Genomic DNA, 22,875 nt, shown 5'->3' on the forward strand with positions numbered 1-22,875 from the left:
GTCCCCGCCCCGGCACGGGCCGGGACGTGCCGGGGACGGAAGCCGGGGGCCTCGATGGCGGGCACACGGCGGGCGGCGGCCCGGCCCGTGGTGATCGGCGCGCCGGTGCCCGCCGGGTCCGGCGTCCGGACGCGCACACCGGCGTGAGCGTCCGGAGCGGCCGCCCTGAAGAAGGCCCGATCCTCGTATAAAGGGTCATAAGGGACATGTGTTGGTAGGGTGAGGCTCCCGCTCCACCCGTTATCCGCCGTCCCGGAGGTGCGGTCATGGGTACGCGTCGCACCCCCCTGCCCGGCGTCGGCACGCAGTACGACTTCACCACCGAGGACGGACGGCACCTCTCCGTCGTCGTCCACCACGACGGCCGCCGCTTCCTCGGCTTCTACCGCCCCGACGACCCCGACACCTGCGAGGCGACGGTTCCCCTCACCCCCGAGGACGCCGCCGCCTTCGCCCACCTCATCGCCCCCGCCCCGGTCGACGGACTGCGCACCGACGGCCTGGACCTCGTCACCGAGCACCTCCCCGTCACCAGCCGCTCCCCGTACGGGGGGCGGCTGCTCGGCGACACGAAGGCCCGCTCCCGCACCGGCGCGTCCGTCGTCGCCGTCCTGCGGCGCACCAGCGCCCACCCCGCCCCCGGTCCCGACTTCCGCCTCGCCATCGGCGACGTCCTCGTCGTGGTCGGCACCCGCGAAGGCGTCGACGCGCTCGCCGCGATCATCAGCGGGGAGTGACCGTGCACGACACCACCGCGCTCCTCATCGAACTGGGGGCGGTCATCCTCGTCCTCGGGCTCGTCGGCCGGTTCGCGGAACGCGTCGGGCTCTCCCCGATCCCGCTCTACCTCCTCGCCGGCCTCGCCCTCGGCGAGGGCAGCGTCGTCCCGCTCGACGCCAGCGAGGACTTCGTCGCGGTCGGCGCCGAGATCGGAGTGATCCTGCTGCTGCTCCTCCTCGGCCTGGAGTACAGCGCCGGCGAACTCGTCAGCAGCCTGCGCACCCAGTACCCCGCCGGGGTCGTCGACTTCGTCCTCAACGCCCTGCCCGGCGCGGCCGCCGCCCTGCTCCTCGGCTGGGGGCCCCTGGCCGCCGTCGCCCTCGCCGGGGTCACCTGGGTCTCGTCGTCCGGCGTCATCGCCAAGGTCCTCACCGACCTCGGACGGCTCGGCAACCGCGAGACCCCCGTCATCCTGGGCATCCTCGTCATGGAGGACCTGTCGATGGCCGTCTACCTGCCGGTCCTCACCGTCCTCCTCGCGGGCGTCGGCCTCGCCGGCGGCAGCGTCACCCTGCTGATCTCCCTCGGCACCGTCTCCGTCGTCCTCTACCTGGCGCTGCGCCACGGCCGCCACATCAGCCGCGCCGTCTCCTCCGACAACCCCGAGATGCTGCTCCTCGTCGTCCTCGGCATGACGGTCCTCGTCGCCGGGGTCGCCCAGCGGCTCCAGGTGTCCGCCGCCGTCGGCGCGTTCCTCGTCGGCATCGCCCTGTCCGGGGAGGTGGCGGAGGGCGCCCGCAGGATCCTCACCCCGCTGCGCGACCTGTTCGCGGCGGTGTTCTTCCTCTTCTTCGGCCTGTCCACCGTCCCCGCGTCCATCCCGCCCGTCCTGCTGCCCGCGCTGCTCCTGGCCGCCGCCACCGCCCTCACCAAGATCGCCACCGGCTGGTACGCGGCCGGGCGTGCCCTCGTCGGCCGGCGCGGCCGGCTCCGGGCGGGCGGGGCGCTGATCGCCCGCGGCGAGTTCTCCGTCGTCATCGCCGGGCTCGCGGCCGCCGCGGAGCCGAGGATCGGCCCGCTCACCGCCGCGTACGTGCTGATCCTCGTCATGCTCGGCCCGTTCGGCGCCCGCTGGATGCAGCCCGCCGTGGACGGGGTGCGCGACCTGGTCGTCCACGCCGGGCGGCGCCGCCGCGGGGAGGCGCCGCCCGGACACGAGGAACTCACCGAGAGCAGCGAGACCCCGGCGACCGGCTGACCGCGACCCGCCGCGGGACCGGCCCCCGCGGCGGGTACCGGTCCCGCCGCGGAGGCCGTCCCGCCGCCGGGGCCACCCCGTCGCGCGGGGGCGCGCCTCACCCGCCGCGGACCGCCACCAGCACACAGCTCGGCCCGTACTGCCACACCGGGCCGGCCGCGTCGAAGCCCGCCTTGCGGAGCAGCTCCCCGTGGCGCTGGAGCGTCAGCCCGTTGTCGCCGCCCGCCCCCGGCCCGCGCCGGGCCCGCTCGGCCAGCGGCCCGGCCAGCTCGGGCGCCGCCGCCGCGGCCTCCCACCAGCCCCGCCAGTCCTCGTGGGCGTCCGCCTCGTGCCGCTCGGCGTGGCGGCGGCCCACCACCTCGGCCAGCGCCGCCACCGCCGGGTGCTCCTGGAACAGGTGGTCGCCGTTGACGAGCACGCCGCCCGGCCGCAGCGTCTCCCGCACCTGCTCGTACACCGACAGCAGTGCCGACTCCGGCAGGTAGTGCAGCGCCGTCGCCGACACCACCGCGTCCGCCGGCCGGCCCAGGTCCAGCCGGTCCAGCCAGCCGGGCGCGCCGATCGTCACGTCCGCGAACCGCACGTGCGCGCCGTGGTGCGCCCGGCCCAGCGCCAGGAGCAGCGGATCGGTGTCCACGCCGACCAGTTCGGCGTGCGGCAGCCGCTCGGCCAGCCGGGCCGCCAGCGAGCCGGGACCGCAGCCGAGGTCGGCGACGAGCGGGCGGGACACCCCCGCCACCGCCGCCTCCACGACATCGGCGATCACCGTGAAGCGGGCCTCCCGGTCGCAGGCGTACCGCTGCTGCTGGAGGTCCCACCGGCGGATCCACTCGCCCGCCCGCTCGGCCGTCAGCCGACGCGACATCAATCCTCGAGACATCGTCTCCCCGTGCTCCTTCGCTCTTTTCCTCGCTACCGCCGCCCGACGCCGGGCCGGTCGTCGGCCAGGTCGGACAGCACCCCGAGGAGCCGGTCGATCTCCTCGGGCGTGTTGTGGACGTGCAGGCTCACCCGCACCGAGGCGTCGCTCTCGCCCGCCCGGGCCTGGCACAGGCCGTCGGCCCGCACCAGCAGCCCGTGCGAGGCGAGGATGAACCCCAGGTCGTTGGCGCCTATCGCGCGGTGCCGGAACGTCACCAGGCCCTGGCGGCGCTGCACCGTCGAATCGGCCGTGAGGCTGAGCCCGCAGCCCAGCACCTCGTACGCGTCCAGGCGGCTCAGCCCGTCCGTGAGGCGCACGCCGAGCCCGACCGTCCACTCCTCTATCCGGGCCGTGCCGGCCGCGTCGAGCCAGTCCAGCGCGGCCCGCAGGCTGACGATCCCGGCCGTGTTGGGCGTGCCCTGCCAGCCGCCGGGCCGGAACGGGCCGCCCCGCAGCCCGCGCGCCCAGACGACGCCCGTGCCCGGCAGGGCCATCGCCTTGTGCCCGGAGAACACCGCGAAGTCGACGTCCAGGGCGCCCAGGTCCACCGGCAGGTGGCCCACGCTCTGCGCCGCGTCCAGGCAGATCGGCACGTCCGGCCCGACCGCCTCGCGCACCCGGTGGACGTTCATGTCGGCGCCGTACACGTGGTGGACGTGCGTCACCGCCACGAACCGCAGGCGCTCCCCGGCGGACGCGGCCAGCGCGGCCAGCGCCTCCAGGTCGTAGTCGTGCGAGTCCTGCTGGTACGGCACGGGGTGCACGGTGATCCGCACGCCCCGCTCGGCGAGCAGGTCCCGCGCCTCCAGCCACGGCAGGTGGTTGGCCTCGTGGTCGGCGAACGGCACCGCGATCTCGTCGCCGTCCGACAGCTCCCGCACCAGCCAGTCGCGGGCGACGGTCCGCAGCCCCTCCGTGGTCCCGCTGGTGAACCACACCGTCGACCGGCCCGGGGCCGGGTCGCCCAGGAACGCCTTGACGCGCTCCCGGGCCTCCTCGATCAGCGCCGTCGTCCGGTTGGCCCACGTGTACGTGCCGCGCCCGGCGTTGGCGTTGCACCCGGTCAGGTACGCCTGCACGGCGTCGAGGACGGCCTTCGGCTTCTGCGCCGTGGCCGCGCTGTCCAGGTAGGCCAGGCCGGGGTGCCCGGTGACGATCGGGAACTGCTCCCGCAGCGGCCGCTGCCACTCGCGCAGCCCGGCGGCCGGGACGGGGCCGGTCAGGGGGGTACGCATCGGCCTCCCCCCTCAGTCCCGCACCATCGGCGCGCCCGCGTCCCGCCAGGCGATCACCCCGCCGGCCAGGCTGCGCACGTTGCGGTGCCCCATGCGGGTGAGCAGCGCCGCGTACGTCACGGACTGCTCGCCGACCGGGCAGACCAGCAGCACCGGTTGCGACCGGCCGAACGGCAGCCCGCCGTGCAGCAGTTCCTCGAACAGCTCGTCGACGATGTTGACGGAGCCCTCGATGTGCAGCGCCGCGAACGCGAACGTCCCGCGCAGGTCGACGACGACGGGCCGCTCGGTCGCGATCCACGCCCGCGCCTCCTCGACCCCGATGACGTGCACGGCCGCCAGTTCCCGCGGGGTGAGCGTGGCGGGCGAGTTGGGGCGCGGCGGGCGGCGCAGCAGCTCGGGGCGGCGCTGCCGCACGTAGCTCATGTAGCTCTCGACGCGGTCGCAGACGATGAAGACGGCCGTCCCGCGCCGCCCGTCGCCGGCCGCGGCCAGCTCGGCGTCCCGCTCGCGCAGGTGGCGCACGGCGCCGAAGTACGCGGCCCCGCCGGTCGGCCCGCCGAGGATGCCGCAGCGGCGGACCAGCGTCAGCATGCCGTCGATGGCCTCGTCGGCGGAGACGGACTCCAGCGTGTCGTACGTCTCCGGGTCGAACAGGCCGACCTCGTGGACCTCGTCGGTGTCGCGGATGCCCGGCACGAAGTCGCCCTTCCGCGCGACGAGCCCGACCACGCGCGTGGCCGGGTCGTGGGCGCGCAGGGCGCGGGCGGTGCCGGTGGACGACCCGGCGGTGCCCACGCAGGCGACGAACCAGTCGGGGGCCGTCCCGCCCAGGTCCTTGATGATCTCCGGGCCGGTGCCGGAGGCGTGGGCCTCCGCGTTGGCCGGGTTGTAGTACTGGTCGGTGTGGAGGTACCGGCCGTCGTCCTCGGTGAGCATCCGGTGGATACGGGTGAGGGGGTCCTCGGTCGCGGTCGGGTCGAGGCACTCGGCCTGGCCGGGCAGTTCCTCGATCTCGGCGCCGAGGAGCAGCAGCAGGTCCTTGATCTCGGGGACCTTCATCCGGTTGGTGACGCTGCGGAACGGCAGCCCGTGCATGCCGGCGATGACGGCGAGGGCCTTGGCGGTGTTGCCGCTGGACAGCTCGACGACGGTGCGGCCGTGCCGCGCGGCGTCCGCCAGGTGCGGTTGCGCCATGCGCCAGGCGGCCCGGTCCTTCACCGAGCCGAACGGGTTGAGCATCTCCAGCTTCGCGTACAGGTCGATGTGGCGCAGCCCGTGGACCTCGGGGTCGACACGGACGAGGGGGGTGTCGCCGATGGCGTCGGTGATGTGCTCGTACCTCATTCGTCGTCCCCCGCGGTGAGGTGTGGCCAGTACTGTTCGTCGAGGCACCAGTTCCACGCGCCGCCGTCGCCGTCGCGGTACACGGCGACCTTCCGGGCGATCGGCTGGTGCAGGGCGTGGTCGGCGGTGAAGTCCATGAAGTAGCCGGCGGTGTTGGCGAAGGCCAGCAGGTCGCCGGGGTGCGGCTCGTGCTCCAGGAAGACCAGCCGACGGCTGATCAGGTCCGACTCCAGGCAGAGGTTGCCGAGGAGGTACGCCCCGACGGGCGGGCCGTCCCGCCCCGGCCCTCCGGGGGCGCCCGGCACGAGGACGGGGTCGAGGAGCAGCCCGTGGTCCTCCAGGCCGATGTCGCGGGCGTTCGCCGCGAGCCGCACCAGCCGCTCGCCGGCCTCCGTGACGCGCACCTCCAGCACCCGGGCCAGGGTGAGGCCGCACTGGTCGGTGAGGGCGCGGCCGGGTTCGGTGTGCAGGTCGTACAGGTTCTCCAGGAGCAGCGTGGCCAGCGGGCGGCCCAGCGACGGGGCGGTCTGCGCGAGCAGTTCGTCGAGGTAGCGGGCGCCGGAGACGGGGCGGTGGGCCGGGTAGACGCCGAGGGAGCCGCGCAGGGTGCCGTTCTCGGCGCGCAGCCCGTAGCCGTGGCCCTCCCAGGTGAGCGGGGCGCGCCGGCCGAGCAGGGCCCGGGTCAGCTCGGTGGTGTACCGCTCCCACTGGGCGCCGTCGGCGAGGTAGTCGACGCCGAACCCGCCGCCGACGTCGACGGCCCGGGGCCGCAGCCCGCGCCGGCGGGCCTCGTCGAGGACCCGCAGGCAGCCTTCGAGGGCGGCGGCCTTCTCGGCCAGGGCCATCGTGTCGAGGTGGTACGAGACGCCGGTGAACTCCACGCCGTCCCGGTGCTTCTCCACCAGGTCGAGCAGCGTGCCGGCGTCGTCGGCCGGGGTGCCGAAGCGGCTGCGCCGGGTGAGGACGCGGGTGCCCGGGGCGGTGAACCCGGAGAGCCGGGGCAGGACGGGGACGCGCGGCAGCCCGAACCGTTCCACCAGCGCGGCGAGGGCGGTCAGTTCGGCGGGGGAGTCGACGGCGACGGTGACCCCCGTGCGGGCCGCGAGCCACAGGTAGTCGGGGTCCTTGGGGCCGGTCGCGACGATCCGGTCCGGGGTGAGCCCGGCGCCCAGCGCGTGCCGGAGCTCGCCGAGCGAGGCCACGTCGATCCCGACGGCGGCGTCGGGGCCGGTGGCGGCCAGGCGGCGCACCAGGGCGCTCGAACGGTTCGCCTTGTGGGCGAAGAGGACCCGCCCGGTGAGCCGGTGCCGGGCGTACACGTCGCGGAACCCGCGGACGTTGTCGGCGATCTGGTCCGGCAGCACGAGGTTGAGGGGCGAGCCCAGGGCGGTCACCAGGGGATGGAGGAAGGCGGGGGAGTCCAGCAGCGCCGCGAGCCGCGGCTCCAGTCGTGGTGCGAGATGAAGCGGTTCACTCATGCGGGTCTGGTCCTGGTCCTCTCGAAGGGTCGGGAAGTCGTCTCGAAGGGACTGCTCGAGTGGACTGCTCGAAGGAACGGAGCAGGTGACGGGGCAGGACTGGGTGCTGGGCCCGAGTGTGACCGCGGGACGGACGGAGGACGAGCATGCCATCAATCGACAATGGTTGTCATAAGCGTTCTCGGGGTCCAGCACCGACCCCGCGCAAAGGGAACGTGTTGTTCCGCGATCCGGCTGAGGTGCGCCGTTGGGCGCGCCCCGGTGTGCGGGCCCGGCGCGCGGGCCTGCCGGGGGGCGGGGGCATCATGCGCCCGGCGTACGAGCACATCGACGTTCCACCGCCGATCGCTGCACCCGGATACGGCGAAATGGGGGCCCTCCCATACGTCGGACACCGTACGAACGCTGCGGTGGAAAAACCGGTGGCGCGTCCGGACGCGCCCCGGCTAACGTGAGCGCCGAAGACGTTCCGACGCGACGAACCAGGGAGGTGAGGACCTGATGACTGTCACTGCGCGGGTGCTGACCCGGCCTCAGAAGATCATCATTCCCGCTCCCGTGGTCTCCGGCTGACCCGAGTCGTTCCACGCCGCGCCCGTCGAGGCGCGCGCCGCCGGGGCCACCCTCGCGAAGGGCACCCCTTGTCTTCCTCGTTCACCACCACCACCTCCTCCTCCCCGCTGTCCTCCTACGGCTGGGACACCCACTGGGAGGCGGAGTTCGCCCCGTACGCCGAGCGCGGTCTGCTGCCCGGGCGGGTCGTCCGCGTCGACCGCGGCCAGTGCGACGTCGTCACCGCCGAGGGCACCGTCCGGGCCGACACCGCGTTCGTGACGCCCCACGACCCCCTGCGGGTCGTCTGCACCGGCGACTGGGCCGCCGTCGACCCGGTCGGCGGCACGCCCCGCTACGTCCGGGCGTACCTGCCGCGCCGCACCGCCTTCGTCCGCTCCACGTCGTCGAAGCGGTCCGACGGGCAGATCCTCGCGGCCAACGTCGACCACGTGATCGTCGCGGTCTCCCTCGCCGCCGAGCTCGACCTCGGCCGGATCGAGCGGTTCCTGGCGCTGGCCTGGGAGTCGGGCGCGCAGCCGCTCGTCGTCCTCACCAAGGTCGACCTCGTACCGGACGCGGCCGGGGTCTCGCACCTCGTCCACGACGTGGAGACCACCGCTCCCGGCGTGCCGGTGCTGCCCCTCAGCTCCACCACCGGGGAGGGCGTCGACGCGCTCCGCGAGGCCATCGCCGGGGGGACGAGCGTCCTGCTCGGCGTCTCCGGCACCGGCAAGTCGACCCTCGCCAACACCCTGCTCGGCGCGGACACCATGGCCGTCCAGGCGGTCAGGGACGTCGACGGCAAGGGCCGCCACACGACCACCACCCGCAACCTCTTCGCCCTGCCGGGCGGCGGCGTCCTCATCGACACGCCGGGGCTGCGGGGGGTGGGCCTGTGGGACGCCGGGACGGGCGTCGGGCAGGTCTTCTCCGAGATCGAGGAGCTGGCCTCCTCGTGCCGCTTCCACGACTGCGCCCACGGCGCCGAGCCCGGCTGCGCGGTCCTCGCCGCCGTCGAGGCCGGCACCCTGCCGGAACGGCGCCTGGACAGCTACCGCAAGCTGCTGCGGGAGAACCAGTACATCGTCGCCAAGACCGACGCCCGGGCCCGGGCGGAGATGCGGCGCGACTGGAAGCGCAAGGGCGCGGAGGGCCGCGCCGCCCTGCAGGCCAAGCGCGGCGGCCTGATCCGCTGACGCCGCGCCCGCACGGAACCGCCCGCCCCGGCGGGCGGTTCCCCCGGCACCCGGCTGGTCCCGGCACCCGGCTGGTCCCGGTGTCCGGTGGGTCCTGGTGTCCGGCGGGTTCCGACGCTCGGCGGGCGTCCGGTCATCCGGCGGGTCCCGGTGTCCGGCGGATTCCGATGCTCGGCGGGTCCCGGTGTCCGGGGGGGGGCTCCGGGGGCCGCCGGGTCCCGGAGCCCGCCGGGGCTCAGTGCCCGCCGGGGTCCGTGTCGTCCGGCCACACGCCGATGTGGTCCTGCTCCAGGCGGAGCACCACGCGGTCCCGCATGCCGAGGCCCTCCGTGTAGTCGGCGGGCAGCTGGAGCCGTCCGGCGCGGTCGAGCATCGCGTACTCGCGGGCCACCGTCTCCTCCTCGCCCGTGGCCGCGTCGACCTCCGTGCGGCGCAGGATTTCCGTGGACGTGCGGCCGTCGCGGATGGCGACCGTGCGGCGGACCTCGCGGGCGACCTCCTGGTCGTGGGTGACGATCACGACGGTCGTGCCCAGCTCGTCGTTGGCCCGGCGGAACGCGGCGAACACCTCCTCGGCGGTCCGCGAGTCCAGTTCGCCCGTGGGCTCGTCCGCCAGCAGCACCGACGGGTGGTTCGCCAGCGCCACCGCGATCGCCACGCGCTGCTGCTGCCCGCCGGACATCTCGTGCGGCCGCCGGTCGCGGCAGTCGGCGACGCCCGTCACCTCCAGCAGCGCCCCGACGTGCTCCGCCCGCTGCCGCGCGCGGCTCCGGCCGCGCAACTGCACGGGGAGCGCCACGTTCTGGGCGGCCGTCAGGTAGGGGAGGAGGTTGCGGGCGGTCTGCTGCCAGACGAAACCGACCACCTCCCGCCGGTAGCGCAGCCGCTCCCGCGCCGTCATCGTCAGCAGGTCCCGGCCCGCGACCCTCGCGACGCCGGCCGTGGGCGTGTCCAGGCCGGCCAGGATGTTCATCAACGTCGACTTGCCGCTGCCGGACGCGCCGACCAGCGCCATCAACTCCCCCTCCCGCACGAGCAGGTCCAGGCCCTGCAGCGCCTGCACCTCCACCCCGTCCGCGGAGAAGACCCGCACCAGCCGGTCGCAGGAGATCAGCGCGTCGTGCCCGTACGCGGGGCGGTCGCGCCGGGCCGCCGCGCGCCGTTCCAGCTCCTCCAGCGTCGCCGCGGCACCGGCACCGGCACCCGTACCGGCGCCCGTGCCCGTACCGGTTCCGGCCCCGGCTCCCGTCCCGGCGGAGGTCTCGGTCATCGCGCGTCTCCTGCCCTGAGTTCCGTCGTCGTACGGCGGGTGGCCGGCCACGCCTGCGCGGCCGCCACCCCCACCGCGAGCACCACCACCGCCACCGCGGGCAGCAGCAGGCTCCACGGGTCGGCGGCCGGCGGCACGGGCCCCGTCGCCGCGAAACCGCCCCGCCCGGCCAGCGCGGGCGCGGCCAGGTCGATGCCCGGCGCCAGCAGCCCGATCGCGACCCAGCCGGTCAGCACCCCGCCCCCGGCCGCCAGCAGCGCCTGCGGCAGGGACTCCAGCACCAGCAGCCGCCGCCCCTGGCGGCGCGTCAGCCCCATGGTGCGCAGCCGCGCGAGCAGCGCGGTGCGCTCCGGCGCCGCCTGGAGCAGGGCGAGCAGCAGCGCCAGCACCGCGTACCCGGCGCCCGCCGTGACCGCCCACGTGTAGATCCGTTCGGCGCCCCGCTGGGCCGGCGAGTCGGTGAACCCGGCCCGCACCTCTGCGCGCAGCGTCACCGCCGCGCCGGCCGCGCCCGCCGACCGGACCGCCGCCCCCAGGGCCGCACCGGACACCGAGGAGCCGCTGACCAGCAGCGTCGTCGGGGTGCGGCCACCCTCCACGGGCACCCCCGCCGCGTCGACGACCAGGAACTCGCCGCCGGACGCCGCACCCGGCGTCACCTCCAGCACCGCCCCCACCCGGACCGTGAACGGCCCCGCGGCCGGGCCGATCCGCACCGCGTCGCCGCCCAGCAGCGCCGCCACCCCCGGCGAGGCCAGCGCCGGCAGCACCGCGGAGTCCCCGGGCGCCCCGGACGGCGCGCGCAGGACGCCGGCGCGGAAGGAGCCCAGACCGGTCCGCGCCGCCAGCCGCGCGTACGACTCCGGGTCGACGGCCAGCAGCGTCACGCTCCCGATCCCGCCGGTGTCCCGCTCCCGCAGGTTCAGGTCGTACGACCGGTGCACCGCCGCCACGTCCGTCACCCCCACCGCCTTCCGCACCGCGTCGGCGGCCCCGGCGGGCAGCGGGTCGCCCTCCACGCGGGCGTCCGCGCCGACCGCGATCAGCGACGCCCGGTCCCGGGCGTCGGAGATCCCCGTGAGCACGGACCCGCCGAACGCCGCCGTCGAGAGCGCCACCAGCAGCGCCAGCAGCGGCAGCGTCGCCGCGCCCCCCGCCCGCCCGGCCCGCGCCAGCGCCAGGAACGCGACCGGCCCCCGCCGCCGGGCCACCGACCGCGCGGCGAGCCGCAGCGGCACCGGATGGAGCCGTACGAACAGCAGCGCGGCGATCAGGGCGACGAGCGCCGGCGCGGCGCTCGCCAGCAGGTCCGCGCCGCCCTCCGGCGCCGCCCCGCCCCGCCGTCGCAGCGCCGCGACCGCGGCCACCGCCAAGACCAGCACCGTCAGCTCCGCGACCGTCCGGCGCCGCGACGGCCTCGCCGGCGCGGCGTCCGCCCGCTCGCCGTGCGACCGCACCCGGCGGTGGGCGAACGCCGCCCGCGCCGGCAACGCCCCGCACGCCACCAGGGCGACCGCACCGGCCGCCAGCAGCGACGGCAGGGCCCGCCCCTCCGGTACGGCGGCGAACGCCGCCGCGCAGCCCGCGGCCGCCGCCGGCAGCACCGGCACGGCCGTCTCGCCCAGCAGCCGCCCCGCGATCCCGGCGGCCGAACCGCCCCGCGCCCGCAGCAGCGCCAGCTCGTCGTGGCGCCGCGCCGCCACCAGGCCGCCCGCCATCAGCAGGACCACCCCGGCGGCGCACGCCACGCCGAACGCGGCGACCGCGACCACCGGGTCCAGCGCCGCCAGCGCCCGGTCCGCGCCGAGCAGCACGTGGTCCAGGTCCGACTCGACGAACAGGTCCGGCGAGAACGCCTCGCCCAGCTTTGCCCGCGCGGGCCCGTCCTCGATCGACGCGACGGCCTTCCGCAGCGCCTTCGCGTCATCCGGCCCCAGCCCGGCCGGATCGGCGGCGATCCGCCAGTACGCCTCGCTGCCCGGGCCCGCCGGGAGCAGCACCGGCGCGGCACCCGGCGGCAGCAGCAGCGCCCCGTGCCAGTACGGCTCGGGAACCGGGCCGCTCGTGAACAGCCGTGCCGGGGTGCGCAGCACCGGCTCGAACGACCAGTAGCCCCCCTCCGGCCGCTTCGGCTCCACGACGCCCGTCACCCGTACGGCGAGCGGGCCGCCGCCCCCCGGCAGCGGCAGGTGCAGGGTGGCACCCGGCAGGATCGCCAGGGTCCGGGCGGTCGCGGTGGTGACGGCCGCCTCCACCGCGCGCGTGTCCGGGGCGACCGATCCGCCGGCGGACCGGGGCCACCGTCCCGAGCGCAGCACCGCGTGCCGGTCGATCCCGTGGTGCGTGCTGAGCGTGAACACCGTCTGCCCGCCGTCGAGCTGCGGCACCCACGGGTCGCTCGCCGCGAGCGGGGAGCCCGTGCGCACCCCGTACGCCGACTCGGCGTGGTCGGCGCGCAGCGGCTCGGGCAGCGCGGCGGTGATCCGCCGGTACCGCTCCGCCAGCGCGGCCGGGGTGATCGGACCGGTACCGTCCTGCCAGGGCGTGTCCGTCAGCTCGACGGCGCCCCGGTCCGCCGGGGCGGTCTCCAGCGCGTGGCGCAGGCCCTCCGCCGCGTAGGCGTCCATCGCCCGGGGCAGCGCCGCCGCCGGGAACGACGTGAGGAGCGTCAGCAGCAGCAGCGCCACGGCCGCGCCGGGCGCGGTGCGCAGCCGGACGCCGACCCACGGGACCAGGCCCCCCATGTCACTCGCCTCCCCGCGTCCGGAGCGCCCGCACCGGGTCGCCCCGGCGCAGCGCCACCGCCGCCACGATCAGCGCCGGCGCGGCGGCCACCCCGGCGAGCAGCGTCAGGACCTGCCCGGCCGGCAGCTCGACCAGGACGTCCGGCACGGGCCGCGTCGCCTGCCCGGTCAGTACGATCAGCGGGATCACCGCCCGTGCGAGCAGCGCCCCGAGCAGCGGCCCGATGACCAGCGCCACCCCGATCAGCAGGGTCTGCTCGACGGCCACCAGCCGGGCCGGCAGGCGGCGCCGCGCCCCCAGCGCCCGCAGTACGGCGAACTCCGCCGACCGCTCCCGCAGCGCGCCCGCGGTGCTCACCGCGAAACCGACGGCGGCCAGCAGCGCGGCGGCGACCGCCGCCCCGAGCAGCGCCGCCTGCGGGCCCGCGCCGATCGGGTCGTCGCGCAGCCGCTCCGCCAGCTCGTCGCGGACGGTGATCCCGGCGGGGTCCGTGTCGCCCCGCGCGCGCAGCGCCGCCGCCACCTGCGCGGCCCTGCCGCGCTCGGTGAACAGCCACCACTCGCTCGGCGGCAGGGACGCGTCGGGGCGGGCGGCCAGCACCCGGTTGACGGCGCGCAGGTCGACCAGGAGCGCCCCGCCGTCCTCGCGGGCCGCGCCGGCCGCCTCCTCGGCGGACCGGTCGTCGTCGGGGCCGGTCGTGGGGACGGCGCCCAGCACGCCGATGATCTTGACCTTGACGTCGCCGCCCGGCATCGGCACGGCCAGCAGGGAGCCGGGCACCGCGCCGCTGGACTCCAGGAAGCGGGGGGTGGCCAGGGCGGCGGGCACCGGCGGCGCGGGCCGGCGCACCGCGGCGCGGACGGTGACCGCCCGCTGGACGCCCCACGCGTCGGCGAAGGACGCCGTGCCCGTGTGGAACGCCACGTCGAGCGGCATCCGCGCGGCCGACGTGACCCCGGTGACCCGCGGCCGTTCCCCGCCCGTGCCGTCCGCCGCCCCGGAGCCCGTCGCCTCCGCGTCCCACGCCGGTCCCGGCTCCACGACCACGGGCACCGTCACCGGCCCGGCCGTGCCACCCCCGGTCACCGCCCGCAGCGCGCGCACCGTGAGCCGCTTGGGGGTGATCCGGTCGGGATGGCCGCGCTCCTCGATCTCGACGCCGGTCACCGTCAGCGGGCCCGCCGCCCGCCCGTCGGGGGCGTCGGCCGCGCGGGCGACGTCCGCCGTGACCGTACGGGGCCCGGCGGCGGGGTCCTCGGCGTACGGGACGGTGCCGAGCGGCAGCCGGTACGGCACGCCGTAGCGGTCCTCCACGGTCAGGGTGAGCGTCGCGGCGGACGCGTCGTGCGGGCCCGCGCCGCCCCGCCCGCGGGTGAGGCTCACGTCGAGGAGGAGCCGCACCGTGTCGGAGGGCAGCTCGATGCCCGCCCGCGGGACGCCCACCGGCGCCAGGGACGCGACGCTCACGGCGTGGCGGTCGTCCAGGAGGTCGGTGCGCAGCGGCAGCCGGCGTTCGGCCGGCAGGGTGTCGAGCGCCAGGACCGTGGCGCGGCGGCCACCCGACAGGCTCATGGCGGCGCGGGCGGCCGGCAGGGCGAGCCGGACGCCCGGCATCCCGTCGTACGCGCCGCCCTGTCCGAACCGGCTCGTCGCGCCGCCCGTGACGCGGATGTGGGCGCCGGCCCGGAAGTCCGCCTGGTCCTCCTGCGACCGCTGCCACGACGCGTCGTGCGCGATCGCCAGCATGCCCGTCGACACCGCGAGCACCAGCAACAGCACCGGCCCCGCCGCGCGGGCGGGCCGGCGGCTCAGCTGCCACCCGGCGAGCGGCGCCGTCAGCCCCCGCCCGGCCGCCGCGCGCCGCCCGGCGAGCCGCGCCACCGGCGGCAGCAGCCGCAGGGTCAGGACGGCGCCGGCCAGCAGCGCCAGGGCGGGCGCCACGACCAGCAGGGGGTCCACGGCGAGCGGCCCGTCCCCGCCGCCGAGTACGCCGCCGCCCGCGGTGCGCCGCTCCACCTGCCAGTACGCCACGGCCGCCACGACGACCAGCGCCAGGTCGGCACCCGCCCGCAGCGGCCCGGGCAGCGCCCGCGCCCGCCCCCGGTCGGCGGCCCGCGCCGCGGTCAGCGCCGGGGCCGCGACGGCCACCGCGCAGGCCAGCGCCACCGCCGGCCCGATCAGCCACACCAGGGGACCCGGCCGCGTCTCCAGGCGCAGGCCGATGCCGGCGAGCGGTCCCCACCCCGACACCAGCCGGGTCAGCGGCCCGGCCAGCAGCGGCGCGCACACCGCCGCGGGCAGCGCCGACAGCAGCGCCTCCAGCGCGGCGAGCCCCGCGATCCGGCGCCGGGACGCCCCCCGCGCCAGCAGCAGCCGGGTCTCGCCGGCCCGTTCCGCCGTCAGCAGCCGCGCCACCAGCAGCAGCGTGTACCCGGCGAGCAGCGCCGGCTGCGACGAGACGATCAGCAGCGTCGCCCGCGCCACCAGCAGCGACCGCTCCAGCCGGTCCAGCGCCTCCGGCAGGGACGTACGGGCCGTGGCGTCGCCCTTCAGCAGCGGCCGCGCGGCGACGAAGTCCCGGCTGTGCAGCGCCGCGTCGCGCAGGGCGCCGATCCGGTCGGCGCGCAGCGTCCCGAAGTCGGCCGTGGCCACCCAGCCCAGCTCCTGCCGGGCCAACCGCCCGGGGCCGAACACCGTCGCGTCGGCGACCAGGGGCCCGTACGAGGTGAACGCGCTGTCCGTGCGCAGCCCGCGGCCGCCGCCCAGCCGGTCCAGCCGCCAGTAGGGGCCGGTCGGGTCCACCGGCCGGTAGACGCCCGTGACGCGGATCCGCACCGGGGGCCCGCCGAGCCGGTCGGTGAGCGTCAGCACGCGCGGCCCGGGCCGCATGCCCAGCCGCCGCACGGCGGCCTCCGGCACGGCGACCTCGACCACCCCGCCCCGCGCGGACACGGCGCCGGGCCGGCGGCCCGCGGTGAACCGGACCTCCCCGGCGTGGACGGCGGCGAACTCGGTGAGGTCCGGCTCGCCCGCGCGGGCCGCCGCGCCGCCGGGCGGGCGGGGCAGGGCGTACGGGCCGGAGTGGTCGAACCGACGCAGGCTCACCGGCAGTCCGTCGAAGGACCGCTCGGCGCCCAGCCGGACGTCGCGGGTGGCGGCGTGCGGATCGACGCCGGCCCTCTGGGTGGTGACGAGCAGCGCGGCGTCGGCGGCGTCCCGGTGCCGGAGCGCGTGGCGCAGCCCGGCGTCGCCGACGGAGCCGGAGAAGGCGGCGATCCCGGCGAGGACGGTCGTACCGAGCAGGACGGCGAGCAGGGCCGCGGCGAGCAGCAGCCGGTGGGCGCGCGCCCGGAGGAACAGCAACCCCGCCACCGCTCTCCCCCCGCCCGGCCCCCCGCGGCCGTACTCGAAAGCCCTTTCGGAGAGGGATCGTCGCACAGGCCGTGTTCGCAACAGCAGCGAAGGACAACGGACTTGACGAGATCGTGACCGGTTTCCGGTGCGCCCGCACCGGAATCCGCGCCACCGCACCGCACCCGCCACCGCACCACGTCCGGCGTCACGTCACGCCTGCCACCGCGCCACGTCCGGCTCGCGTCATGCCCGGCTCGCGTCGTGTCCGCCACCGGGCGGGGAACGGTCCGCGGCGCCCGTGGGCGACCCGCGGCCGGCCGGCCGCCACGGAACCGGCACACCCGCTCACCGGGACCCGCTCACCGGATCAGCCCACCAGGACCCGCCCACCAGGACCCGCCCACCAGGATCGACCCGCCGGGATCAGCAGCCCACCAGGACCCGCCCGTCGGGATCAGCCCGTCGGCGCGGCCACGGCGGCGGTCGGCTCGGTGATCACCCCGTCGTTCAGCTCCAGCACCCGGTCCGCCAGGTCCAGCAGCTGCGCGTCGTGCGTGGCGACGAGCGCCGTCACCCCCTCGCCGCGGACGACGGCCCGCAGCAGCTCCATCATGGCGCGGCCGGTCTCCGCGTCCAGCTGCCCGGTCGGTTCGTCCGCGAGCAGCAGGGCGGGCCGGTTGGCGAGCGCCCGCGCGATGGCGACGCGCTGCTGCTGGCCGCCGGACAGCTCGGTCGGCCGCTGCTCGGCGTGGTCGGCGAGCCCCACCATGGACAGCAGCAGCCGGACGCGCTCCTCGCGCTCGGCCGGGTCGGCCCGGCGCAGCCGCATCGGCACGCCGACGTTCTCGGCCGCGGTGAGGATGGGGACCAGCGCGAAGGACTGGAAGACGAAGCCGATCCGGTTCCGGCGCAGCGCCAGGAGCCCCTCCTCGCCGAGGTCCGCGAGATCCGTGCCGTCCACGTGGATCCGGCCGCCGTCCGGGACGTCGAGGCCGCCGACGAGGTTCAACAGCGTCGTCTTGCCCGACCCGGACCGGCCCTTCAGCGCGACCAGCTCACCGCGCGCCACCTCGAAGGACACCCCGCGCAGGGCGTGCACGGCGGCGGGCCCGGTGCCGTACGAGCGGCGCAGGTCCTCCACCCGCACCATGGGGCGCCCCTCGCGCGCACCGCTGTCCCCGGCCATGATCCGCCCCCCTGCGTCATCGGACGCGCCCCAGTATGCGCAGCCCCGACCCCCCGGGCAACGCCCGCCCGGCCCCGGCGCCTCAGGTGCCGAGGACGACGCCCAGCCACCCCGCCACGATCAGCAGGCACCCGTACAGCTCCACCAGCACGCTCGTGCCGACCGCCCGCATCACCGCCCGGGTCGACGCGACCGCGGCCCCGTGCCCGGCCGGCCGTGACCGCTCCGCCAGGTAGATCCCGCCCACGTACCCGAGGACCCCGCCCACCACCGGCACCAGTACGAACCCGAGGAGGGCGCCCACGCCCGCGTACACCACCATCCGCCGGGTCACCCCCAGCCCGCGCAGCCGCCGCGCCGGGAGGCGCCCCACCTCGGCCTGCGCGAACAGCAGCACCGCCGTCGCGCCGGCCAGCAGCCACCACGCCGCCGCCGTCGTGTCCTGAAGCGACCACCACAGCACGCCGGCCCACACCAGCCACGGCCCCGGCACGCCCGGCACCAGCACCCCGAAGAGGCCCAGCACCAGCACCAGGGCGACCAGCAGCTGCTGCCACACACCCACCCGTCCAGCGTGCGGGACGGGCGCCGACCGTGCAGGTCAGCGGGTGACCCAGCCCCGCTCGTAGGCGTGCCAGCCCAGTTGGAGCCGGGTCGTCACGCCCGCCAGCTCCATCAGTCCCCGCACCCGCCGCTGCACGGTCCGCAGCCCCAGGTCGAGCTGTTTCGCCACGCTCGCGTCCGTCATGCCCGCCAGCAGCAGCGACAGGACCTCCAGGTCCGTCGTGTCCGGCCCCGGCGCCCGCTCCTCCACCGGGACGTCGCCCGCGGCGCCGAGCCGCAGCGGCACCGCGTCCCGCCACACCGCCTCGAACAGCCCCGCCAGCGACTCCAGCAGCCCGCTCGCGTGCACCACCAGCGCCGCCGGCTCCGCGCCCCGGCCCGTCAGCGGCACCATCCCCAGCGACCGGTCCGCGACGACCAGCTTCGTCGGCACCCGGTCCACCACCCGCACCCGCTCGCCCCGGTGCAGCGCCACCGCCAGCTCCGCCACCCCGTCCGGCCGCTCCAGCACCTCCCGCTCCACCACGACCCGGTACGCCACGCCCCGCTCCGCGGCGCGCTCCTCCGCGTCGTTCTCCGAGCCCGTCACCACCACCGGCCGACCCGTCACCAGGGCGCACACCTCCTCCGCCGCGCCCAGCTGGAGCTGCCGGAACCGGTGCGCCACCGCGCTCGCCCCGGTCACCACCTCCACCAAGTCGTGCACCGCGGGCTGGGCCGCGGCCTCCGCCCGGTACTCCTCCGCGAGCAGCGCCGCCGTCAGCTCGGCCTGCTCCAGCTCGTGCCGCTGCTGCGTCAGCAGCGCGCCCAGCGCCACCGCCGGAGGCGCCGCCACCCACCGGCCCGTACGGTACGAGGACTGCGCGGCCAGCCCCTGCGCCTCCAGCCGCCGCAGCGTCCGCTCCGTCTCCCGCTCCGGCAGCGCCAGCCGGTGCGCCAGGTCCGCGACCTCCGCCGCGCCCAGTGCCACCAGCGCCCGGTACGCGGACTCCTGACGCTCGTCGAGCCCAATCGCGCCCAGCACCCGGACCCACCCTCCCCTCGTGCCGTGGCGGGAAACGGCCACGGCGCAAACCCGCCGCGCCCATCATCCCCACACCACCCGCCACTCTGCCAAGGTGACGCCACCGCCGCACCAGCGGCCTCTCGGCCACCCGACCGTGGTCCGCGCCGTCGTGCCGCACGACTCTGCGCGCGACGTGGGCGACCACGCAGGCCCGCCGGGACGCCCTCCTTTATTGGGGGAGGAGGGTGCGCCCGGCGGGTCCCCCGGGGGAGGTTTTTCGCCGGAGTCCCGTTTCCGGGCCGCCCCCGCCGAGGACAATGAAGGGCATGAACCCACAGGGGGACAGGCCCGCCGCCGACGACGACTGGTGGGAGCGGCTGTACGACGACCCGGACCCGGACGCGGCCCCGGCCGCGACGGGCGACACCCTCGACGACCGCTACGCCTCCGCGTCCGGCGCCCTCGCCCCGCCCCCCGGGCCCCCGCCTTCCCCGCCTCCGCCCCCCGGGTCCCCGCCTTCCGCGCCCCCGTCCGCCGGGCCCCCACCCGGAGCCCCGCCTTCCGCGCCTCCGCCGGGAGCCCCGCCCGCCGCCGTCCCGCACCCCCGTGCCACCGGCGGCCGCCCCGCCGGGCCCCGCCCGCCGCTGACCGCGTCGTACGTCGGCGACGGACCGCCCACGTACGACCCCGAGCCGACCGCCCTGCCCCCCGCCGGCCCCGGCGGACCGGACGGCCCGGTCCCCGACACCGTGCTGGACGGCGCCCGCTACGGCACGTTCACGCTGCGCGCCGCCTCCACGCGCGGCGACTCGGCCCGGTTCCGCGGCGAGCCGCGCCGGGACGCCCTGCTCACCGCCCGGTTCGGCGCGGGGGAGAGCCTGCTGGTGGTGGTGGCCGTCGCCACCGGTGACCGGGCCGGCGGCGAGGCCGCGCGCCGCGCCGCCGGCGACGCCTGCGACTGGATCGGGCAGGCCGTGGGCCTCAGCCACGAGCGGCTCGCCCGGGACATCGCCGCGGGCCGCCGCGACGACCTCAAGGCGGGGCTGCGCCGGCTCACCGACCGCGCGTACAGCAGGCTCCGCGCCCGCGCCGCCGAACGGGGCGCCGACCCCGGCGCGTACACCACCGGCCTGCGCTGCCTGCTGCTGAGCGGCGCCCCCGGCTGCCGTACGCGGATCTCCTTCGGCGTCGGGGAGGGCGGCCTGTTCCGGCTCCGCGACGGCGTCTGGCAGGACCTGGAACCGCCGCTGCCCGAGCCCGCCCCCGCGCCGGCCGCCGGGCGGCCCGCCCCCGCCCCCGGGACGCCGCAGCCGCCGCACGACGGGGACGACGAGGACGACGGGGACGACGGGGCCGGCCCCGACCGGGCGACCCTGCGGCTCGGTGTGCCCCCGCACCCCGGCGCCCCGTTCGTCGAGGGGCCGCCGCCACCCGCGGTGCCGTTCCGCTTCCGGGCCTCCGTCGCCCGCCCGGGCGACACCCTGCTGCTCGCCGGCGGCGGTCTCGCCGAGCCCCTGCGCCGCGAACCCGCCCTCGCCCGGGAACTGGCCGCGCGCTGGACGTCCGGGGACGCGCCGCCCGGACTCGCCGCGTTCCTCGCCGACACCCGTCTGAGGGTGAAGGGGTACGCCGATGACCGTACGGCGGCGGCCGTCTGGGAGGCGTGAGGGCGCGGGCCGTGCGTGGATGGACCCATGGCCAGACAGAACGTGGCGGAGCAGTTCGTCGACACCCTCGTCCGCGCCGGCGTCCAGCGGCTGTACGGGGTCGTCGGCGACAGCCTCAACCCGGTCGTGGACGCCGTCCGGCGCACCCGCGGCATCGAGTGGATCCAGGTGCGGCACGAGGAGAGCGCCGCGTTCGCGGCCGGCGCCGAGGCCCAGGTGTCCGGGCGGCTCGCCGCCTGCGCCGGGTCCTGCGGCCCCGGCAACCTCCACCTCATCAACGGCCTGTACGACGCGCACCGCTCCATGGCCCCCGTCCTGGCGCTCGCCTCGCACATCCCGTCATCCGAGATCGGGCTCGGCTACTTCCAGGAGACCCATCCGGACCAGCTGTTCCAGCGGTGCAGCCACTACTGCGAACTGATCTCCAACCCGCAGCAGACGCCCCGGCTGCTGCGCACCGCCATCCAGCACGCCGTCGGGCGCGGCGGGGTCAGCGTGGTCGCCCTCCCCGGCGACGTCGCCGCCCAGCCCGCCCCCGCGAAGGCCACCGCCCACGACCTGGTCACCACCCGCCCCACCGTGCGCCCCGGCGACGCCGAGATCGACGAACTGGCCCGCATGGTCGACGCCGCCGACCGGGTCACCCTGTTCTGCGGCAGCGGCACGGCCGGCGCCCACACCGAGGTCATGCGGTTCGCCGAACGCGTCAAGGCCCCGGTCGGCCACGCCCTGCGCGGCAAGGAGTTCATCCAGTACGACAACCCCTTCGACGTCGGCATGAGCGGCCTGCTGGGGTACGGGGCCGCCTACGAGGCCACCCACGAGTGCGACCTGCTGATCCTGCTCGGCACGGACTTCCCGTACAGCGCCTTCCTCCCCGACGACGTGCGGATCGTCCAGGTCGACGTGCGCCCCGAGCGGCTCGGGCGGCGCTCCCGGCTGGACCTCGCCGTGTGGGGCGACGTGCGTGAGACCCTGCGCTGCCTCGTGCCCCGCGTGCGCCCCAAGTCGGACCGGCGGTTCCTCGACAAGATGCTGAGGAAGCACGCGGAGGCGCTGGAGGGCGTGGTCCGGGCGTACACCCGCAAGGTGGAGAAGCACACCCCGCTGCACCCCGAGTACGTGGCGTCCGTCCTCGACGAGATCGCCGACGACGACGCGGTGTTCACCGTCGACACCGGGATGTGCAACGTCTGGGCGGCCCGCTACCTCACCCCCAACGGGCGGCGCCGGATCATCGGCTCGTTCAGCCACGGCTCGATGGCGAACGCCCTGCCGCAGGCCATCGGGGCCCAGTTCACCGCCCCCGGCCGGCAGGTCGTGTCGATGTCGGGCGACGGCGGTTTCGCCATGCTGATGGGCGACTTCCTCACCCTCGTCCAGTACGACCTGCCGGTGAAGGTGGTCCTGTTCGACAATTCCTCGCTCGGCATGGTCGAGCTGGAGATGATGGTCTCCGGGCTGCCCTCGCACGGAACCACCAACCACAACCCGGACTTCGCCGCCGTCGCCCGCGCCGCCGGCGCGTACGGGGTGCGGGTGGAGAAGCCGAAGCACCTCGCGGGCGCCCTCAAGGACGCCTTCCGGCACCGCGGCCCTGCCCTGGTGGACGTGGTGACGGACCCGAACGCGCTGTCCATCCCGCCCAGGATCCGCGCCGAGATGGTCACCGGCTTCGCCCTGTCCGCCAGCAAGATCGTGCTGGACGGCGGGGTGGGGCGGATGCTCCAGCTGGCGCGTTCCAACGTGCGGAACATCCCGCGACCTTGACACCCCGCCGTGCCCCACTGCTCCCCTCTGTGCGCCCGCCCGGGGGTGCTTCGCACGCGTGACGGCGGTGACACGGGGGCATGGATCCCCGTGAGCCTGTTCGAAGTGAGGGCCGACGACGTGGGTGGGGGCTATGAGTGGGCGTCAGGCAGGGGTCGGACCCATGGTGGACGGGCGGGACCAGGACGTACCCGACGCGATACGGCTGCGCCGCCGAATCGGCGCGGGCGACCTGACCGCGGTCGCCGGGATCAGGAACGCGCTGCGGGAGTTATGGGGCCACCGGGTCGCCGAGGACCCGGCGCACACGGCGGAGCTGCTCACCAGCGAGCTGGTGACCAACGCGCTGATCCACACGGCGTACGGCGCGGTCGTCACCGCGACGCTCGCCGGTGACGTGCTGCGGGTGGAGGTGCGGGACTTCGCTCCCGAGCCCCCCGACCCGTACGTGCCCGTGTCGGACGACGGTACGCACGGCAGGGGCCTGCTCCTCGTGCAGGCGCTGGCCGACGCGTGGGGGGTGCGGGCGCAGGGCGTCGGCAAGGCCGTGTGGTTCGAGCTCTTCGGAGTGAAGCCGGCCGCCTGAGACGCCGGAGGGCCCG

Annotated in this window: 16 protein-coding genes; 6 read left to right on the forward strand and 10 right to left on the reverse strand. The window is 76.8% G+C overall.

Going from position 1 to position 22,875, the window contains the following annotated elements:
- Positions 1-266: 266 nt before the first annotated feature.
- Entirely contained in the window at positions 267-737 is a 471-nt protein-coding gene (locus IE106_RS09215; protein WP_189531796.1) for a cation:proton antiporter regulatory subunit, read from the forward strand.
- A gap of 2 nt (positions 738-739) precedes the next feature.
- Positions 740-1,978 carry a cation:proton antiporter gene (locus IE106_RS09220; RefSeq protein ID WP_189531798.1) on the forward strand — a complete coding sequence of 413 codons (1,239 nt, stop codon included), beginning with the start codon at positions 740-742 and terminating at the stop codon, positions 1,976-1,978.
- 97 nt (positions 1,979-2,075) lie between these two features.
- Here IE106_RS09220 and IE106_RS09225 read toward each other — a convergent pair whose 3' ends face one another.
- The 4 genes from IE106_RS09225 to IE106_RS09240 are packed head-to-tail and all read right to left on the reverse strand — an operon-like array spanning position 2,076 to position 6,960.
- Positions 2,076-2,843 (reverse strand): class I SAM-dependent methyltransferase, encoded by a 768-nt coding sequence (locus IE106_RS09225; RefSeq protein WP_189531800.1) that lies wholly within the window; start codon positions 2,841-2,843, stop codon positions 2,076-2,078.
- Positions 2,844-2,890: 47 nt separating this feature from the next.
- On the reverse strand, positions 2,891-4,135 hold the full coding sequence (locus IE106_RS09230) for an aminotransferase class V-fold PLP-dependent enzyme (RefSeq protein WP_189531802.1): 1,245 nt from the start codon (positions 4,133-4,135) through the stop codon (positions 2,891-2,893).
- A gap of 12 nt (positions 4,136-4,147) precedes the next feature.
- Positions 4,148-5,482 carry a pyridoxal-phosphate dependent enzyme gene (locus tag IE106_RS09235; protein WP_189531804.1) on the reverse strand — a complete coding sequence of 445 codons (1,335 nt, stop codon included), beginning with the start codon at positions 5,480-5,482 and terminating at the stop codon, positions 4,148-4,150.
- Positions 5,479-6,960 (reverse strand): alanine racemase, encoded by a 1,482-nt coding sequence (locus IE106_RS09240; RefSeq protein WP_189531806.1) that lies wholly within the window; start codon positions 6,958-6,960, stop codon positions 5,479-5,481. Before IE106_RS09240 ends, IE106_RS09235 begins: the two co-directional genes overlap by 4 nt.
- A 641-nt stretch (positions 6,961-7,601) precedes the next feature.
- Between IE106_RS09240 and rsgA the strand changes: the two genes are divergently transcribed.
- Entirely contained in the window at positions 7,602-8,711 is a 1,110-nt protein-coding gene (gene rsgA, locus IE106_RS09245) for a ribosome small subunit-dependent GTPase A (RefSeq protein ID WP_189531808.1), read from the forward strand.
- Between the two features lie 235 nt (positions 8,712-8,946).
- Here the strand turns inward: rsgA and IE106_RS09250 are convergent, their stop codons facing one another.
- The 6 genes from IE106_RS09250 to IE106_RS09275 form a co-directional block, all read right to left on the reverse strand.
- The gene (locus IE106_RS09250) at positions 8,947-9,981 is read right to left on the reverse strand and encodes an ABC transporter ATP-binding protein (protein ID WP_189531810.1); all 1,035 of its coding nucleotides are present in this window, start codon (positions 9,979-9,981) and stop codon (positions 8,947-8,949) included.
- Positions 9,978-12,725, reverse strand: coding sequence for an FtsX-like permease family protein (locus tag IE106_RS09255; RefSeq protein WP_189531813.1), 2,748 nt, complete (start codon positions 12,723-12,725; stop codon positions 9,978-9,980). Before IE106_RS09255 ends, IE106_RS09250 begins: the two co-directional genes overlap by 4 nt.
- Position 12,726: 1 nt before the next feature.
- Positions 12,727-16,098: an FtsX-like permease family protein gene (locus IE106_RS09260; RefSeq protein WP_189531814.1), complete on the reverse strand. Its 3,372-nt coding sequence runs from the start codon at positions 16,096-16,098 to the stop codon at positions 12,727-12,729.
- Between the two features lie 436 nt (positions 16,099-16,534).
- Positions 16,535-17,266, reverse strand: coding sequence for an ABC transporter ATP-binding protein (locus IE106_RS09265; RefSeq protein ID WP_189531817.1), 732 nt, complete (start codon positions 17,264-17,266; stop codon positions 16,535-16,537).
- A gap of 82 nt (positions 17,267-17,348) precedes the next feature.
- Complete coding sequence (locus IE106_RS09270) at positions 17,349-17,831, reverse strand: DUF456 domain-containing protein (RefSeq protein ID WP_189531818.1); 483 nt, start codon at positions 17,829-17,831, stop codon at positions 17,349-17,351.
- A 36-nt stretch (positions 17,832-17,867) separates the two neighbouring features.
- Positions 17,868-18,854 carry a helix-turn-helix domain-containing protein gene (locus tag IE106_RS09275; RefSeq protein ID WP_189531821.1) on the reverse strand — a complete coding sequence of 329 codons (987 nt, stop codon included), beginning with the start codon at positions 18,852-18,854 and terminating at the stop codon, positions 17,868-17,870.
- A 308-nt stretch (positions 18,855-19,162) separates the two neighbouring features.
- Here IE106_RS09275 and IE106_RS09280 point away from each other — a divergent pair, with 308 nt between their 5' ends.
- The 3 genes from IE106_RS09280 (at position 19,163) to IE106_RS09290 (ending at position 22,859) form a co-directional block, all read left to right on the forward strand.
- Positions 19,163-20,503 carry a protein phosphatase 2C domain-containing protein gene (locus IE106_RS09280; RefSeq protein ID WP_189531822.1) on the forward strand — a complete coding sequence of 447 codons (1,341 nt, stop codon included), beginning with the start codon at positions 19,163-19,165 and terminating at the stop codon, positions 20,501-20,503.
- A gap of 27 nt (positions 20,504-20,530) precedes the next feature.
- A complete protein-coding gene (locus IE106_RS09285; protein WP_189531824.1) occupies positions 20,531-22,273 on the forward strand; it encodes a pyruvate dehydrogenase in 1,743 nt (580 codons plus the stop codon).
- A gap of 163 nt (positions 22,274-22,436) precedes the next feature.
- Positions 22,437-22,859: an ATP-binding protein gene (locus IE106_RS09290; protein ID WP_189531826.1), complete on the forward strand. Its 423-nt coding sequence runs from the start codon at positions 22,437-22,439 to the stop codon at positions 22,857-22,859.
- Positions 22,860-22,875 lie beyond the last annotated feature (16 nt).

Origin of the sequence: Streptomyces roseolilacinus, from assembly GCF_014649335.1 — a bacterium.
GTDB classification, from domain to species: Bacteria; Actinomycetota; Actinomycetes; order Streptomycetales; family Streptomycetaceae; genus Streptomyces; species Streptomyces roseolilacinus.

Coding starts and splice junctions, on each gene's coding strand:
- IE106_RS09215 (WP_189531796.1), top strand. CDS start 267: ATGGGTACGCGTCGCACCCCCCTGCCCGGCGTCGGCACGCAGTACGAC.
- IE106_RS09225 (WP_189531800.1), bottom strand. CDS start 2,843: ATGTCGCGTCGGCTGACGGCCGAGCGGGCGGGCGAGTGGATCCGCCGG.
- IE106_RS09230 (WP_189531802.1), bottom strand. CDS start 4,135: ATGCGTACCCCCCTGACCGGCCCCGTCCCGGCCGCCGGGCTGCGCGAG.
- IE106_RS09235 (WP_189531804.1), bottom strand. CDS start 5,482: ATGAGGTACGAGCACATCACCGACGCCATCGGCGACACCCCCCTCGTC.
- IE106_RS09240 (WP_189531806.1), bottom strand. CDS start 6,960: ATGAGTGAACCGCTTCATCTCGCACCACGACTGGAGCCGCGGCTCGCG.
- IE106_RS09250 (WP_189531810.1), bottom strand. CDS start 9,981: ATGACCGAGACCTCCGCCGGGACGGGAGCCGGGGCCGGAACCGGTACG.
- IE106_RS09255 (WP_189531813.1), bottom strand. CDS start 12,725: ATGGGGGGCCTGGTCCCGTGGGTCGGCGTCCGGCTGCGCACCGCGCCC.
- IE106_RS09265 (WP_189531817.1), bottom strand. CDS start 17,266: ATGGCCGGGGACAGCGGTGCGCGCGAGGGGCGCCCCATGGTGCGGGTG.
- IE106_RS09280 (WP_189531822.1), top strand. CDS start 19,163: ATGAACCCACAGGGGGACAGGCCCGCCGCCGACGACGACTGGTGGGAG.
- IE106_RS09285 (WP_189531824.1), top strand. CDS start 20,531: ATGGCCAGACAGAACGTGGCGGAGCAGTTCGTCGACACCCTCGTCCGC.
- IE106_RS09290 (WP_189531826.1), top strand. CDS start 22,437: ATGGTGGACGGGCGGGACCAGGACGTACCCGACGCGATACGGCTGCGC.